General features: G+C 47.0%; 16 protein-coding genes. 10 read left to right on the top strand and 6 right to left on the bottom strand.

Annotated elements, in window-relative coordinates; all coding sequences use genetic code 11:
- Positions 1-361 precede the first annotated feature (361 nt).
- Entirely contained in the window at positions 362-610 is a 249-nt protein-coding gene (locus tag GUA98_RS13715; RefSeq protein WP_193723373.1) for a hypothetical protein, read from the top strand.
- 16 nt (positions 611-626) lie between these two features.
- Here the strand turns inward: GUA98_RS13715 and GUA98_RS13710 are convergent, their stop codons facing one another.
- On the bottom strand, positions 627-2,090 hold the full coding sequence (locus GUA98_RS13710; protein WP_193723372.1) for a sensor histidine kinase: 1,464 nt from the start codon (positions 2,088-2,090) through the stop codon (positions 627-629).
- On the bottom strand, positions 2,087-2,785 hold the full coding sequence (locus tag GUA98_RS13705; RefSeq protein WP_193723371.1) for a response regulator transcription factor: 699 nt from the start codon (positions 2,783-2,785) through the stop codon (positions 2,087-2,089). Before GUA98_RS13705 ends, GUA98_RS13710 begins: the two co-directional genes overlap by 4 nt.
- A gap of 376 nt (positions 2,786-3,161) precedes the next feature.
- On the opposite strand from GUA98_RS13705, the gene GUA98_RS13700 reads away from it, so the two are divergent.
- Positions 3,162-3,992 (top strand): alpha/beta hydrolase, encoded by an 831-nt coding sequence (locus GUA98_RS13700; protein ID WP_095288477.1) that lies wholly within the window; start codon positions 3,162-3,164, stop codon positions 3,990-3,992.
- Positions 3,993-4,186: 194 nt separating this feature from the next.
- Positions 4,187-4,975, top strand: coding sequence for a DODA-type extradiol aromatic ring-opening family dioxygenase (locus tag GUA98_RS13695; RefSeq protein ID WP_193723370.1), 789 nt, complete (start codon positions 4,187-4,189; stop codon positions 4,973-4,975).
- 150 nt (positions 4,976-5,125) lie between these two features.
- Here GUA98_RS13695 and GUA98_RS13690 read toward each other — a convergent pair whose 3' ends face one another.
- Together GUA98_RS13690 and GUA98_RS13685 are read right to left on the bottom strand one after the other, a co-directional pair.
- Complete coding sequence (locus GUA98_RS13690) at positions 5,126-5,338, bottom strand: hypothetical protein (RefSeq protein WP_193723369.1); 213 nt, start codon at positions 5,336-5,338, stop codon at positions 5,126-5,128.
- 138 nt (positions 5,339-5,476) lie between these two features.
- Entirely contained in the window at positions 5,477-6,016 is a 540-nt protein-coding gene (locus GUA98_RS13685; RefSeq protein WP_193723368.1) for a DoxX family protein, read from the bottom strand.
- Positions 6,017-6,357: 341 nt separating this feature from the next.
- Between GUA98_RS13685 and GUA98_RS13680 the strand changes: the two genes are divergently transcribed.
- From GUA98_RS13680 to corA, 4 genes are all read left to right on the top strand, one after another.
- Positions 6,358-7,437, top strand: a complete 1,080-nt coding sequence (locus GUA98_RS13680; protein WP_193723367.1) for a DUF3048 domain-containing protein — start codon at positions 6,358-6,360, stop codon at positions 7,435-7,437.
- Positions 7,438-7,719: 282 nt separating this feature from the next.
- The gene (locus GUA98_RS13675; protein ID WP_095288482.1) at positions 7,720-8,334 is read left to right on the top strand and encodes a DUF47 domain-containing protein; all 615 of its coding nucleotides are present in this window, start codon (positions 7,720-7,722) and stop codon (positions 8,332-8,334) included.
- A 14-nt stretch (positions 8,335-8,348) separates the two neighbouring features.
- Positions 8,349-9,338 carry an inorganic phosphate transporter gene (locus GUA98_RS13670; protein ID WP_095288483.1) on the top strand — a complete coding sequence of 330 codons (990 nt, stop codon included), beginning with the start codon at positions 8,349-8,351 and terminating at the stop codon, positions 9,336-9,338.
- A 359-nt stretch (positions 9,339-9,697) separates the two neighbouring features.
- A complete protein-coding gene (gene corA, locus GUA98_RS13665) occupies positions 9,698-10,657 on the top strand; it encodes a magnesium/cobalt transporter CorA (RefSeq protein ID WP_153976901.1) in 960 nt (319 codons plus the stop codon).
- Between the two features lie 315 nt (positions 10,658-10,972).
- Here corA and GUA98_RS13660 read toward each other — a convergent pair whose 3' ends face one another.
- Complete coding sequence (locus GUA98_RS13660) at positions 10,973-12,058, bottom strand: DNA alkylation repair protein (RefSeq protein ID WP_193723366.1); 1,086 nt, start codon at positions 12,056-12,058, stop codon at positions 10,973-10,975.
- A 188-nt stretch (positions 12,059-12,246) separates the two neighbouring features.
- Positions 12,247-12,879: a tyrosine protein kinase gene (locus GUA98_RS13655; protein ID WP_227779615.1), complete on the bottom strand. Its 633-nt coding sequence runs from the start codon at positions 12,877-12,879 to the stop codon at positions 12,247-12,249.
- Positions 12,880-13,338: 459 nt separating this feature from the next.
- Between GUA98_RS13655 and GUA98_RS13650 the strand changes: the two genes are divergently transcribed.
- The 3 genes from GUA98_RS13650 to GUA98_RS13640 all read left to right on the top strand — a co-directional run bounded on the left by GUA98_RS13650 (position 13,339) and on the right by GUA98_RS13640 (position 16,105).
- Positions 13,339-13,629, top strand: coding sequence for a YerC/YecD family TrpR-related protein (locus GUA98_RS13650; protein WP_017690665.1), 291 nt, complete (start codon positions 13,339-13,341; stop codon positions 13,627-13,629).
- A gap of 1 nt (position 13,630) precedes the next feature.
- On the top strand, positions 13,631-14,413 hold the full coding sequence (locus tag GUA98_RS13645) for a sirohydrochlorin chelatase (RefSeq protein ID WP_193723365.1): 783 nt from the start codon (positions 13,631-13,633) through the stop codon (positions 14,411-14,413).
- A 321-nt stretch (positions 14,414-14,734) separates the two neighbouring features.
- The gene (locus GUA98_RS13640; RefSeq protein WP_227779614.1) at positions 14,735-16,105 is read left to right on the top strand and encodes a hypothetical protein; all 1,371 of its coding nucleotides are present in this window, start codon (positions 14,735-14,737) and stop codon (positions 16,103-16,105) included.
- Positions 16,106-16,110 lie beyond the last annotated feature (5 nt).

The raw sequence follows: 16,110 nt of genomic DNA, 5'->3' as shown, positions 1-16,110 counted from the left end.
GACGGTATTTTAGTATACGGGAAGGGCTCTCGTTTCGCAAAGTCATTCCTTATAAAAAAGCTGCTTGTGATTCAGCCATAGCCCTACGCAGGCCAGAATGACACAGGTGCATAACAACACCAGCTTGCCATGATCACGTATCCATTCGATAAGATGTTCCATGAATTCTATCCCTTTCGCCGGAAGGAATCCGAGGTCATTATGCATGTACATATTATCGGTTAATTTCCCCATTTTTCCTGTGAAATATTCATAGGCCGAGCTCATATCCAACGATTGTGTGAAGGATGAATAAAGGCTGGCCGATTCCAACACAATAGTAGCATTTCAAATGAAAAAACAGTAATGGGAGTGTGCAGACATGAATCAAGCCAATCATAATAACAACGAATTAACACGGAAGCTGCTGCTGAACAGCAACTCCCGTGGCGTGAAGGATGAAGTGGTTCCCATGGGACAAGGGCCTGCAGAGGATACCGAGTTTGCAGTCGAGCTTGGAGAGGGGCCCGATAAAACGGGCAGCTTCTGGGAGAGTTCCGATTTTGCCCGTGAGCATCGCTGGGAAGGTCAAGTAGAGACCCATGAGATGTTTCGCCGGAGCTACGAATAGGACATTAAATCCGTGATCACCCTGCAGTATTGAGTTTAAAAGAGATGCATGCACCACCTTCAGGCAGGTTACTGGCGCAAATGGTTCCACCGTGCTTCTCCACGATGCGTTGGGCCGTGAACAGGCCCAGTCCGGTCTGTCCCCGGTGGCCATGATAGAACTGGTCAAACAAATGCGGCAGATCCGCTTCTGTAAAGCCTGGCCCTGTATCGCAGACAGTAACCTGCATGATATGAACATCCTGTATATCCACATGTAGTCTGATCTCCCCTTGCGGGGGTACATAACGCAAGCTGTTAGCCACCAAGTTATCCAGCACCTGTCCCACCCGCTGTACATCCAGCTGGAGGGGCGGAGAACTGTCCGCCCTTCGATCCACGAGTTTGAATTCCAAATGTACACGCTGACTGGAACACAGGAAACCGATCTCCCGCTGCTTCATTTCCCAGAAGGAGGAAGGATCAACAGCTTCCCGGCGAAGCGGAAAATAATCAAAATCGGTGCCTGCGGCTACCGTCATATCCTGAATGAGCCGATTAATTCGCTTCACATTATGGTCAATGACGTCCAGATGATTGCTCATACTTTCGGCTGTATGAACAACATGTGCGGGTGAATCCTTAAGCAGCTCCACATGACCCTGAATCACCGTCATTGGTGTGCGGAAATCATGGCTGATCGCGCCCATCAGTTCACTCCGTTCCTGCTGAAGCTTCCACTCCCGGGTTAGGGCGCTCTTCAGTTCCTTGCGCATGTCCTCGAAGGAGGCGGAGAGAAGTCCGAGCTCATTAGGCGCGTGGTTATCCAAAATAAAGTCCAGATCCTGCTCCTTGATGCGTTTGGAAGCCAGAATGAGGTCCTGAATCGGCCGGTTTACGTTGCGACCCACTCTTCCAGCTACAAACCAGGTTGCTGCCGCAATGTATACGAAGGGAGAAGCCAGCATTAGCACGAGAAACGTATTCGTCCAGACGGGCGATATGGATGGAGAAGGGCTGGTTTCCAATCGGTACTGGAGCACAAGAGCCCCTGAATACATTCCGTGATCTCCGCTTAGTGGCGAGATGAGCGTAACCAGTCCGCCTAACCCAAGTGTACTATCTGTGATTGTTTTGCTATTCAGCCTGCTCAGCAGGTCCGTTTCGTTCTCCACGATCTGCTCCTGAATCGTTCCGTATCTTCTGCTTCCATGGGTATCCACAACCTGATAGGTGATGCCTTCCGGAGGCAGCAGCTGTTCCAGCTTGGCCTGATTGGCGGTGTCGGTCCACTTGATCTGCTGCTTCGCCTGCTCCTGCACAGTGTGCTGAATGTCGGGGATTCGAGACTCATAATAGTTGGCAGGCTGCAGCCACTGGTTGGAGAAGAGAAATGATATCCCGGCGGCCCAGGTCAGGAGTGTCAATACGATGCTGATCCCCATCACGAGTGCAAATGCCCAGACGAGTTGTTTTTTGATCGGCCAGCGTTCCTTAATCATCGTACGGGCTCCCATTTGTACCCGACACCCCATACCGTCGAGATATAGGCATGATCCGGGTCAGCTGCTGCCAGCTTGGCCCTTATTTTTTTGACATGTTCCGTAATCGTGGTAGTATCCCCCGTTGCCTCGAGACCCCAGATGCGGTCATACAGCTGTTCCTTGGAGAAAACTTGCCCGGGATGCGTGGCCAGCAGTTCCACCAGATCATATTCCTTGAGGGTGAGCGGGATGGCATGCTGCATGATCATGACCGTGCGCCCCTTCAGATCCATTTGCAAAGATCCGTATCTGTAAAACGCAGGCTCATTCTCGCGCGGCTGAACGCCATCGCGACGGGAACGGCGCAAGTGGGCAGCCACTCTTGCTTTCAATTCCCCAAGACTGAACGGCTTCGTCATATAATCATCGCCGCCGATGGATAACCCTTGAATCCGGTCCATTTCGGCCTGCCTCGCACTGAGAAAGAGGATGGGACAGCTCACCTCATCCCGAATCAGCCGGCAGAGCTCGAACCCGCTCATGCCGGGCATCATAATGTCCAGCAGAATCAGATCCGGCGGATTACCGAGAAGCTGTAAAGCCTCGGTGCCGCTTGATGCCGTGGACACGTTATACCCTTCCTGTGCAAGTGTCTGATGAATCAGCGCTACAATATCCTTTTCGTCATCTACAATCAGAATGTTTTCGTTCATGATGATTTCCTGGCAGTCGTATTCAAGGCTGTTACTCCTTACTGCCGTCTCCGTTTCCTTCGAATAGTTGAGTTTATATTGTACCTAAAATTTCCATGTTCGTAAAAACAAGAATGCCAAGAAGAATTCGATTTTTTTCATTCAATCCAGGCATAACTTTGCCGATACATTGAAGATACACACGAATTCTAAAGATTTTATAACGTTCCATCTATAAATCATAAATTGCCTGCTGCACAGGCGTTTCCCCACGTTGACTTGAGGTTCCCGGGATGATATTATACTAATAACATCTTAATACTCATTAAACTTATCGGATTTATATACAATCAAATGAATGAACGAGTAACGGCAAGAATGGAAAGGGGAAATTAGCATGGAGCGTCAGATCAGTATCCGTCATGGACAGGAAGAATTAACAGCTACAATTCATTATCCCGTAGTCAGGGATATCAAGGAGGGGAATCACCAGCAGCGTGTGCCTTTGGCGGTCATTTGCCATGGTTTTGTCGGGAGCCGGATTGGCGTGGACCGCCTGTTCGTGAAGACCGCACGTGAACTGGCTGAGGATGGATACCTGGTACTGCGCTTCGATTACATCGGCTGCGGGGAGAGCAGTGGTGAATATGGAGCTGAAGGGCTGGATTCCATGATCGCCCAGACCCGTTCCGTGCTGGATTACGCAGTGAACTGCAGTGATGTGGATCCAACCCGTGTGACCTTGATCGGTCACAGTCTGGGTGGAGCAGTTGCTCTTCTGACGGCCATCCGTGATAAACGCGTCAAGAATCTGGTCATGTGGTCTGCGGTGGGATATCCGTTCAATGACATTGTGAAGATTACGGGGCGTGAGGTGTACGATCTGGGTGTGAAGCAGGGCTCTGCCGATTATCTCGCTTACAAGTTCACTCCGGCTTTCTTCGAGTCTCTGGCTGAGCATCAACCATTCCAGGAAGCCGTTAAGTTTAACGGCGATGTTCTGGTCGTGCACGGTACATCGGATGACATTATTCCTGTAGACTATGCTTTCCTGTATCAGAAGGTATTCTGGATGCGTCAGGAAGGGCGCTGCGACAAGGAGATTATTTTCCAGGGGGATCATACCTTCTCCTCCGGCAAAGAGCGGGAGCAGCTGATCACGCGTACCCGGGAATGGCTCGGCGAACGTCAGAAGATCGAACAGGATTGGCAGCACTGGATGATTTAATGGCTTGGAGGACGCTTGAGGCAATTAAGCACATAAACACATAATGGTATGGGGAACAGAACGATAAAGTGGAGGACGGAACGGCGTGATGGGCCGTTTCGGGATGTCAGCTTGGAAAAGCGCCTTCTACGCGGTAGAATAGAGGAGTAGTATAGAAGCGTAACCATTCTATCCGTGTCTGGAGGTTGGCAGCAATGACATTACCCGCATTTTTCATTGCGCATGGTTCTCCCGCTATGGCGGTAGAGAGCAATGACTACACTCAATTTCTGAAACAGCTTGGAAACAGGCTGCCGGCTCCAAAAGCCATTGTCGTATTTACGGCGCATTGGGATTGTCCCGAGCCGTCCGTGACGATGGACGATACACATCAGACCTTGCATGATTTCTACGGATTCCCCTCTAATATGTATACCATTGATTATCCAGCTCCAGGGCACTCGGAACTCGCAAGTGAGATCTGCGCCCTCTTTACACGCAGCAATCTGCCGCATCAGCCTATTCGAGGCAGAGGTCTGGACCATGGAGTCTGGGTGCCGCTGCTGCATATGTATCCGCAGGCGAATATCCCTGTCGTTGTCGTGTCTGTAGATTCGCTGCGTTCACCGCAGGAGCAGTACGATATTGGCCGGATGCTTGAACAGCTGCGTCATGACAATGTACTGATCATAGGCAGCGGCGGTACCGTTCATAATCTGCGACTACTCGGTAGTGACGAAGATGCACCCGAGGATTGGGCCGTAGAGTTCGATGATTGGATGGAAGAGCGGCTGGAGAAGTGGAACACGAGAGAGCTGTTTCAATATGACAAAAAAGCTCCGAATGCCCGGACGGCGGTACCATCTTATGGAACGGAACACTTGGCTCCCTTGTTCTATGCCATGGGTACAGCAGACATGTCTCGAAAAGCGAAGCGCTTGTTCCAGTCTTATCCGTATGGAACACTTAGTTTAAACTGCTGGCAATTCGGTGACGGCGTGTAACTTGGAGCAGACACGAAGTATTGCTTTACGGTAAGGCCCTCAATATACGATGACATTCAGACATGAACCGCTACTGAATAATAAAAACAAAAGGTTCCTTTACCCAGCAATATTCTGGGCAGAGGAACCTTTTTTGGTGTAAGCCTATATCTATTTTCGAATTTCGAAGAACTCACAGTCGGTGCGGGAATGATAGGCAAGTTCACTGACACTGGACTGCACTACAATCGTTTGGCTGTCAAAACGGATAATGACACCACCGGAATCAATCTGATGGTTATTTTTAAATACCCGGATCTTGTGCTGCAGCTCCATGGCTTCCTGGAAGTCAGCCTCGGTCTCAAGACGGCGGTTGGTCGGCATGTGGGGTACTCCTTTTAATCATGTACTTTCGTTCCTGGTTCCATCATAATACGTGATTCTGTGCAGGGGCAAGTCAGGCATGAAAAATGCCCTGTTCCCCGGGGGATGGGGAGCAGGGCCGATAAGGTATTTTGGACGTTACGCTGTTTTTCGAGCTGTATTTATGGTTGGTGTATCTTTGGGATGATGACCTTTGTTCCGGCTGAACAATCCGCGAAGGTAAGGCAGTACCCAACGATCCAAACCGATTTTACCAGCATTAGCACCAGCAACGACGAGGAAGATCTGCATCAGAACCAGTTGTGCATTCGTGCTCACTGTACCCGAGAAGAGGAACGCGAAGTTCATCACGAGGGCCATCAGTGCAGCCAGTGTGGTGAAGCAGCCAAGGATGAGACCGACACCTACCAGGAATTCACCAAGCGGGATGATGAAGTCGAACAATCCGGCATTTGGTACTGCGAATTTCTCAAGGAACGTTCCCCACCAAGCCTGAACGGTTGGGCTTTCGCCTGTTGCTTTCTCAACTGCCCCAGCGAGGAAACCGCCAGCCTGGAAGCCGCCTGTCAATTTGCCCCATCCGTGAGTCATCCAATCATAACCGATGTATACCCGAAGTACTGTCAAAATCCACATTGCCACTTTGTTTTCTCTAAGCCATTGGTTGAAGCTGAACATATAAACCACTCCTTCATGGAATCTAGTGTGTGTTGTTTGTTTTGGTTTTTCTAAGTGATCACCTTTGATGTCTTTATTGTATAGTTCAACAGTCTTTTTGTTTGTGATAAAAATCACAATCTAGTTCAAATTTTAAGTAAGCTTTGATGAGTTCACATTTAAGACATATATGATGACCAATTCATCGTTTCAAATTCTTATTCGTGGGGTAGAAAAATGCCCTTATATCAAAGACAAATGGTGGTACGTGTGATTAAATGGAAAGAAAAACGTGAAATGGTTATCCGCATCCAGAAACAACCACACCTTAGACCTGGGCCATTGTACAGGAGGTACAACGATTGAAGTCATTCGAATGGAAGAAGGTAGCAACTGCTGCATCATTACTGATTCTCGCCATAAGCCTGGTAGCTTGTCAAAGTAAGGAAGCACCGCAGCCGCCGGAGCAGGAAGCGGTCCCTGCGCCTGTAGAAGTGGAACAAGAGAACCAAGAACCGGCAGTTCCGAAGTTCACCGCACCGCTGACTGGCTTGCCGGTTGAGGAGGCTGTTACGCAGAGACCGCTTGCAGTCATGATTAACAATGCACCTGCGGCTCGGCCCCAGTCCGGTCTGAGCTCGGCAGATATCATTATTGAGGTGCTCGCAGAGGGGGGAATTACCCGGTTCATAGCGATCTTCCAGAGTCAGGGTGGTGCAGAGACCGTAGGACCCGTACGGAGTATTCGTCCGTATCTGATTGAACTGGGCGAGAGTTATGATGGTGTGCTTGTACATGCGGGCGGCAGCCCAGAGGCGTATTCCATTTTGCAAAAGCAGCAGAAGCAGCACATGGATGAAATTTCGAACAGCGGACCTTACTTCTGGCGATCTTCGGATCGGAAGGCACCGCACAATCTTTATACTTCAGTGGACAAGCTTAGAGAGGGAGCAGACATCAAAGGGTACAGCCACGATACCGAGTCTCCCGTCTACATCTATAATGAGGAAGGCTCCACTACAGCAGGAGAACCTGCAGCTCAATTCGATATTCATTATTTATTGGATAGTTACCGGGTGACGTATGATTATGATGAAGTTAGCGGACGATATATGAGACTGGTGAATGGCAAGCCCGATCAGGATCAGGATAATGGAGAGCAGATTGGAGCAGCGAATATTATTGTAGCGGGTGCAGATCACAAGGTGCTCGACAGCGTTGGCCGATTGTCCGTCAATGTGAACCAGGGCGGGGAAGCAATTTTGTTTCAAAAAGGCAGGATGGTTCGCGGTGAGTGGGTGAAGAAACCAGGTGATATTATTCGTTTTATGCAAAATGGGACAGAGGCAGCCCTGGTTCCAGGCCAGACCTTTATCAGTATCGTTCCGAACCAACCTGACTTTGCAAGTCATATTGAAGTCCAAAATCAAGTTCAAAATTAAGGTTGAATGCAAGAGCAAATTCCTTCGCTTGCTTCATTAATAAGCGGACCAAAATCGAAAGTCGGATCCTGTCGGTTCGTGTTTTGTAAACGCAGTGTAAAATCTGAGCATCATTTTTCCATCCATTCCAAATAATTAAGATTCATTTCAGATTAATGTGATAAGAATATAAAAAAGGATCGCAGCTTTTGTACAAACCATGAAACAAATATGATAAGATATCAAAGGTTGTCATTTCATGTTTCACGGTTATCAGCAATTTCTCGTAAAGGGGATAGGACGATGAAGATAAAGAAGAAGGATATATTTTTCGAAACATTAGAGAATATGGCGGATACTGTCGTACAGGCGGCTGACTATTTCTCTGAGCATGTTTCCAACCTTCAGGATGTAACTCTGTTTACCAATGAAATGAAAAAATATGAGTCCAAGTGCGATGACTATGTGCATACGATCATTATGGAGCTCAACAAAACATTCATTACGCCGATCGAGCGTGATGACATCATGGAATTGACAACAACACTTGATGACGTATTGGACGGGCTTGAAGCAACAGCTTCCCGTTTCTATATGTACCAACTGACTGACCCGGATGAATTCATCGTGCAGTTCGCTGAGATTTTGCGCCAATCGGCTTACGAAATTCAAAAAGCGATCCATTTGCTGTCCCAGAAAAAATTGCTGGCGATCCGCGAATATACAATTCGTCTGAACGATCTGGAGAACCAGGGCGACGAAGTATTGCGCATGTGCATCAAGCATCTCTTCGCTACCGTGTCTGATCCGATTGAACTGATCAAGCGCAAGGAAATTTACGAGCGTCTTGAGACAACTACGGATGCTTGTGAAGATGTAGCCAACATGCTGGAATCCATCATTATGCGTAATTCTTAAGGAGCCAGAGAATAATGGAAACAACGATTTGGGTATTAGGTATAGTCGTCTTCCTTGCACTGGCGTTTGACTTCATCAACGGTTTTCACGACACGGCGAATGCCATTGCAACTTCGGTCTCCACTCGGGCACTAACCCCGCGACGGGCGATCATTCTCGCAGCGGTCATGAACTTTGTCGGTGCGATGATGTTTACGGGAGTAGCGAAGACGATCGGAGGAAGTGTTACAGACCCCACGAAGCTGGATAACGGGATAGAGGTCGTCATAGTCACCTTGATTGCCGCGATTATCTGGAACCTCGTGACCTGGTGGTTTGGGATTCCTTCTTCTTCCTCACACGCATTGATCGGGGCACTTGCCGGCGCAGTATTTGTTGGTGCAGGTTCCGATAAAGTAAAATGGGGCGGATTCATCGAGATCGTCGAGGGGCTTTTGTTATCCCCGCTGATTGCATTTGCCATAGGTTATGTGGTCATGACCATTCTCAAATATATTTTTGCCAAACGCAGTCCGCACACCGTGAACAAGGGTTTCCGTACGGTACAGATTTTCACGGCTGCACTGCAGGCGTTCACGCATGGTACGAATGATGCGCAGAAGGCCATGGGGATTATTACATTTGCGCTCGTCGCAGCAGGTGTGCAGGATCATCTTGAAGTTCCGCTCTGGGTTAAAATCTCTGCGGCAACGGCGATGGCACTGGGTACTTCCATTGGTGGTTGGAAAATCATCAAAACGATGGGGACCAAGATCTTCAAAATTGAACCGATTAACGGTTTTGCTGCCGATTTGTCCGCGGCTTCCGTTATATTCACGGCAACACTGCTGCATCTTCCAGTAAGTACAACGCACGCTATTACATCCGCCATCTTGGGTGTAGGTTCCGCGAAGCGTTTCTCTGCTGTCAAATGGGGCTTGGCCGGACGTATCATTATTACGTGGTTCATTACCATTCCGATTACAGCTGTACTCGCAGGCTTGCTGTACTGGATTATTTTCTAAGAAAGTGATCTGAAGAGCCATTCGAAACAGATTGGCACAGCTGTTCATAACTGTGTGAATATCGGGATATGTGGACAATTTTTTAATCATAAGATAGAGAAGCCTGTGCATGAACGTGTGGACAGGCTGGATATGTGGATAGCCATCCGTGGAATGATAAACCAAACGTTAGATTATCCTGTGGATACAGGGAACTGTGGATAGGGAATGAGAGAAGCCAACAGGGTTGGCTTTTTTTGTTGTCTCTGCAGCAATCGAATTGTGTGGATAATATGGATGTTATGTGTTGGCAGGAGACGGTTCGAGGATTAAGTTATACAATAGCGTAAAGGATATAGGACAAGGACGTGGTCTAATTTATGATTCGTACACTCGCCATCACACGAGATCATCAGGTCTCCATCAATACTCCCCTGACACAGCTGGACCTGCAGGATTATGCCTGGGTCTGGGCAGATTTCAACCAGCCTTCGGAGGAAGAAAGCCGATTGCTGGATACATATTTTCATTTTCACCCGTTGGCGATCGAGGATTGTCTGCATGTGCTGCAGCGCCCGAAGCTGGACTACTACGATAATTTACAGTTTCTTGTGTTACATGCGCTTAATCCAACTACACTGGAAGCGGAAGAAGTGGATTTGTTCCTGGGGGCCAACTTCCTCGTTTCCTTTCATCATGGTGTACTGGAAGAGGTGGATGAGGCATGGGAGCGCATATTGCATCATGCACATGAACGTACCATCTGGGCACGTGGACCGGTGGCTGCTGCCTATACCGTGATGGACAAGCTTGTCGATCATTACTTCCCGTCGCTGTTTGCGATTGAGGATGAGCTCGCAGAACTGGAGAACCGGGGCGGGCAGGAATCCGTGGAAGACTTGATGAATCAGGTGTTTGACCTGCGCAGCCGGCTGCTGAAGCTTAGACGAACCGTGGTACCCATGCGGGATCTGCTCTACCGGGTTATTAACTCACAGCATGTGCAGCGGACGGGGGAGCATACGGCGTATTTTACAGATATCTATGACCATCTGCTGAAGCTGACGGACATGATCGAGGCGGACCGGGAGATGACCTCGGACCTACGGGACAGTTATATCTCCCTGAACTCCAACCGGATGAATCAGATCATGAAGACACTCACCGTTATTACAACGGTATTTATGCCGCTGACGCTGATTGCCGGCATTTATGGCATGAACTTCGCCTATATGCCGGAGCTTCAGTGGAAGTTCGGGTATGGTGCCGTACTGCTGCTGATGTTTGTGCTCGGAGGGAGCATGGTGGCCTGGTTTGTGAAGCGCGGATGGTTTAAATAAAAGATTAATCGTAGAAGTGGTAATAAGGATACAGAAATAGGATGTAACGAAGCGATGATCTTTTTGTGCCTTGTTTTAACCGGGCCAAAGAGATCATCGCTTGTTGTCTGTTCAAGAAAGTGAGTGTTGAAGCCTCAAGTACTGTGGTTGCAGAACGTATCTTCTATAGTTGGGTGTACCGAAAACGATCATGAAACGAAGCGAGTCTATGACAGACAGGCATTCGGTTAAGGGGGATATCAACGATATCCACATGTGAATATCTTTTTATCCGGGGTTATGGGCTGTGAATAACTCATTGACGCAATCCGGTTGTTATTCTTCAAGAACGAAAGTTGCCGAAGCAGTAGCTTGTCCATTGACCACGATCGTCAAAGTATGAAGTCCGGCATAGTAACGTCTGGTGGTAATCACCTTGAACGATTGCTTCGTAGCGACCTTGCTTCTCCCCACAGGATATGTTTTATCCGAGCATTTGAAACGTTTGGGGGCCTGCTTGCCACTCGCCTTCATATATCCAATCTCATATTCAATCCGCAGCATTTGAGGCTGCCCACTCTCATTGACCACATCGAACGAGAATTCCAGCTCTTCACCAACGGCAATCGTATCCCGTGCAAGCTGAAGCTGCTCAACGTGCACGGCATCCTGCTCAACATAACCAAAGAGGGCGAGGGCTTTGGGATGCCCCTTTTTGAGCAGTGAGCGGCTTGCGTGGCGGACAATCCAGTCGGTATGTGGATGCTGACCGTACCAGGTGGAAGCCAGATCCAGGACCAGATGAGGATGGTCTTTCGAGATATCGTTGAGATGGTTGGCTACACTTTTCCGTACATAGAGGGACTCGTCCTGTTTCAAGGCATGGAGAATGGGAAGTGTTGGTGTTGGATCTGCAATCAAACTGCGCAGCTTGGAACCCCATGGCAGGATAGGGCGGCTTCCTTCGCTGGCAAGTCTGCGAATATGCTCGTTGTCACTACTTGTCCATTCCATCATCCGTCTCAACGTCTCGATCGGATACCGTTCAATAAACGGGCGCACCGCAAACTCCGAGCTGGAATAAGGTGTGAAGACCGTCAGGTACTTCATGGACAATTCATAATGTTCAGGCGCTAGTCCGTTCACCTCGATATAATCAGGGACAAACAAATACTCAACACCTCGCAGCTGTGGTGCCGCCTGTTCGAGGACATGCAGCGCTTCCTCATAGGAAGAGGGCAGTACTTCAGTCAGGGCCTGTGTAATGCGGCGAATACGTGCCTTGAATTCTGCCTGTTCCCAGCCTTCGGCAAACACGAGATCACGAAAATGAGCCTTATCCAGGGCAGGGTAATATTGATGCAGCAGTTCGCCGGTCCGATCAATTAATCCGGGCGTATATTTATCCTTAAACAGTTCCATGGTCCGCCTCCTTTATCTACTACACAGTATACCTTAATTTACAGAAATAAGAACATAGGTTCCTGAATTTTTTTATTTAAGATACTTTATATCAGATAGGATTGTACAGCTAAGGCAATAACCGGGCCTGCTCGCAAAGAAGGTGAAGGCACCTTCCTTATTCAAGGGAGAGGTGCCTGGGGAGATGGTTAACGTTTGCTGCTTGAGGGACGGCGCTTGGTGGAAGTTGTTTTGCGACGAGTGGTGCTGCTGCTGCGGCGACGAGGTGTAGTCGTAGTAGACTTCTTGCGGCGCTTGCGCGGCCGGGGCGGTGTGTATTCCTCATAGTCGGTCTCAGCAGGGCTGCTCTTGTTTTTCCCTTTTCCAAAAGGCAGGATGCCCATAACAAGCTTCATCATGGGGGCCATTTGCTGAATGCCGCCGACAACCTTCTGCATTTTACCAATGCCGCTCATAATACCGTCGATTCCGCCGAAGCGGTCGATCATTCCTTTTAATTCACCAAGATTGGCCAGTGAGAACCCGGAACTGCTGGAAGCCGCAGGTGTCTCAACAGGTAATGGAGGCGCAACAGGGGCGCCGCCATACAGGTTACCTCCAGGTGCGCCTTGCCCGTAAGGTACAAGTGCAGATGCCTCCACTTCACCGTAGACCGGATAGTAGGGTTCTACTCCGGGGTACATCGGCTGAACCGGGTTTTCATTCAATGAACGCTGTACCGCACCGGGTGGAGCATAGGCAGAAGTGTGCGCCTGTCGCTGTGAAGAGGAAGACGGACGCTGCCGTGGTGTGGGCGGGCGATGATAATAATGCTGTGGCATGAACGATCACGTTCCTTCTATAGTGGATTTCGGAAATGCGTTCCTTCAACTGTCAGGTCCAAATAGGCATGAACAGACCTTGATGGAACTCCCTTTTGCTATACTGTATGTCATTCGCGGAGAGACGGCGTAGGCGGGTGTCACGGAAAACGGGATATTTGCGGAATTGGGCGCAGGGGACAAGGGAGGATCATAATCATAGAAAAGGGAAGCGTGTACACAAAATTGTAACAATTAGAAGGGTTAAATCCCTACATAAGTAATCGGGAATATACAGGTGGAAAATGGGATATATCGCAGGAATTATGGTAGGTGTCCACGTGTGGAGGACAATAGTACCTAATGGAAGCGGTAACATGTATTTTTATTCTGTAGTGCGTGAAATCGTTAACGCTTGAAATACCAACTCAGTGTGAGTACAATGAAGGTACACAGTAACCGCTAGGGGATGATGATGAAATGCAGCTGAAAAAGCTAAATGATAAAAGTATTGAACAACTATTTGAGGCCATTCTCACTCTGAAGGATATTGAGGAGTGCTACGTGTTTTTTGATGACCTCTGCACGGTAAACGAGATTCAATCCATGTCCCAGCGGCTGGAAGTTGCCCGTATGCTTGGTAAAGGCAACACGTATAATCAGATCGAAGCAGAGACAGGAGCTAGTACAGCTACGATCTCCCGCGTGAAGCGCTGCCTGAACTATGGCAATGATGGTTATAAAATGACATTAGAACGTCTGGGTCGCTAAGATGAAGAAACCGGGTGTACTGATCATTAGTCACGGTTCTCAGGAGCAGACCTGGGTAGAATCCGTCGATGACGCGGTCTCCCGGCTTAATCTGCCTGACGATCTGCCTGTTGAAGCTTCATTTCTTGAACTTGTGGAAGGACGCCTGATCCAGGACGGTATCAACCGACTGGAAGCACAGGGCGTAACCGATATATTGGTCGTACCGCTATTCGTTTCATCTGGTAGCACTCATGTGGATGAAATTGAATATGCGATCGGCGCGAAGGAAGCACCGGAACGGGAAACGGATCTGGAACCCTTTCAGGTAACTGCAAGGGTACATTTCGGTTATCCTGTGGATAACGACCCGGATATTGCCGTGATGGTGTGGGATAAGGTGAAATCGCTGTCCCGGGAGCCGAAGCAGGAGACGATTCTACTGGTTGGGCACGGGAGCATTCACGATGGATTCCGTCAGCGCTGGGAGACAGGCATCTCCTCACTCGCACAGCGGGTACAGGATGTCAGTGGCGTTGCCCATACGGATTATGCACTCCTCAATCCGGAGAGTGTATATGACAAGGCGAAATACTGGAGCCAGGAGCAGGGAACCCGCGTTATTGTGGCGCCGCTGTTTTTGAGTGCCGGCTATTTTACCATGAACGTCATTCCAGGCAGGCTGAAGGAACTGGACTATGCGTACAGCGGTGAGACGCTGCTGCCGCATCCGCTTCTGGGGAACTGGCTGGAGCGTCAAATTCAACTTTTACTGGACAAATGTAATAATGGTCGAGTAATTTAGTAAAGTATTTATTGTGGCATCAATTAAAATAATATCCTACCTTAATGTAAATCAAAACTATAACAATATAATTTTGATTTACATTTTTTTATGAATCTTTTTCTTGGTTGTACTTGTATAATTTTTCTTTAAAAATATATTTTAAAAATTAAGTTAACACTATGATTAGGTAGGCGATAGTTTATGTATACATATACACAGGCTAGTAAAATCAATGCGAGACATAAGATGTTCTCCTATGTAGTAGACTTACTAACAACAAATAGAAACAAATCTTGTTGTGTAGAGCGGTCGTATGTTAGAAGAATGGTGGACTACTTTTTGGAATTAGAAGATTCTAAAGAAAAAGAAGAGGCTTTGAAAATTGATTTAGAATATATTAAAAGTTGGGAGTCGCTTCACGATTCTTGTGTTGGCATTAAACGTATTGAAGAGCTAGTCGTATGTTACCTCTCTGGTCCGGAACCTCAAAATGACTTTAAAGAACTTATCTCATTGGGGATCCATCCCCAAAATATCTGGGCATTTGAGATTGATCAAAATACTTATAATACTGCTCTTTTAAATTTTAAAAATGAATATCCCCAGCCTAAAATAGTTAAACAATCTATAGAGCAATTCTTCGTACACACCCCGAAAAAATTTGATATTGTTTATATTGACGCATGTGGAACTATTGCTTCAGAGCAACAATGTCTTAGAATTATCGCGACTCTTTGTAAGTACCATAGATTAAATTCACCAGGTATTATCGTAACGAATTTTGCATGCCCAGACTTATCAAAAGATTTAATACTTGAGGAGTATTCGGAGTTGGTGGCAGAATATCTGTTTTTTAAACAGAATCCTAATGATTCAATTGAATCTGTATCCCCGTTAAAGAGTACAGAATATGATACTTTTAAAAGTAAGGTTAAAAATGAATTTAAAAGCTATTATAGTGATTTGATTACAACTTCGGTAATAGATATAGCTGCATTAGCCGTACCAATACAAAGATTTGTTAACTCAAGTTTTTATAAAACAATGGTAGAAATCGATCCGGTTTCAAAGGAAACTGAAATTATGACCTTAAACGGTTTGAATGAGATAAAAAATAATTCAATTTATAAATATTTTTACTTTGTTAATTTACAAAATTTAGTAACTAAGCCGAACAAGAAAAAGAGATCGTTTATTAAAGGTTTCTCGGGAGTTGATGAACTATCTAAGAGCCTTTACGATAGCTTAGCTTCACAAGCAAAAAATAAATCTAACAGCTATAATTTGAAAAAAGAATTCCAGGAGATAATAGACCACTTCGAACATGGATTAGATATTTATCAATTCTTAGACAAACCTAATAGTGGCTTGATAGTGGATGTGATAACAAATCAATTTGCATATCCGCTTCACTATAATAGTAGGGCAATTAAAAGATTTCAGTATAGAGCTAAACAAACTGATATGTTTATGGATGTTATTGTTTTAGATGAATGTAGGTATATTTACGAATGGCTTCCTTCATTACATCAAATCAAACATGCTTTTACAAATATAAGTTGGCAGTATGTATTTAGATTTGCTTTAGATGGACTTGTAAAGCAAAGAATGAGATATAATAATGAGTATTTCTTTCAAGGCTCCGTAATATCTAAAGAAACACCTGGATTTGAAAATAGTGAGATATGTGATAGAGAAATTATCGATTAGGAGTT

It is taken from the genome of Paenibacillus sp. P13VS (genome assembly GCF_015143645.1).
Lineage (GTDB): Bacteria > Bacillota > Bacilli > Paenibacillales > Paenibacillaceae > Paenibacillus > Paenibacillus xylanilyticus_A.
This window is presented reverse-complemented; position numbering and strand designations above follow the sequence as displayed.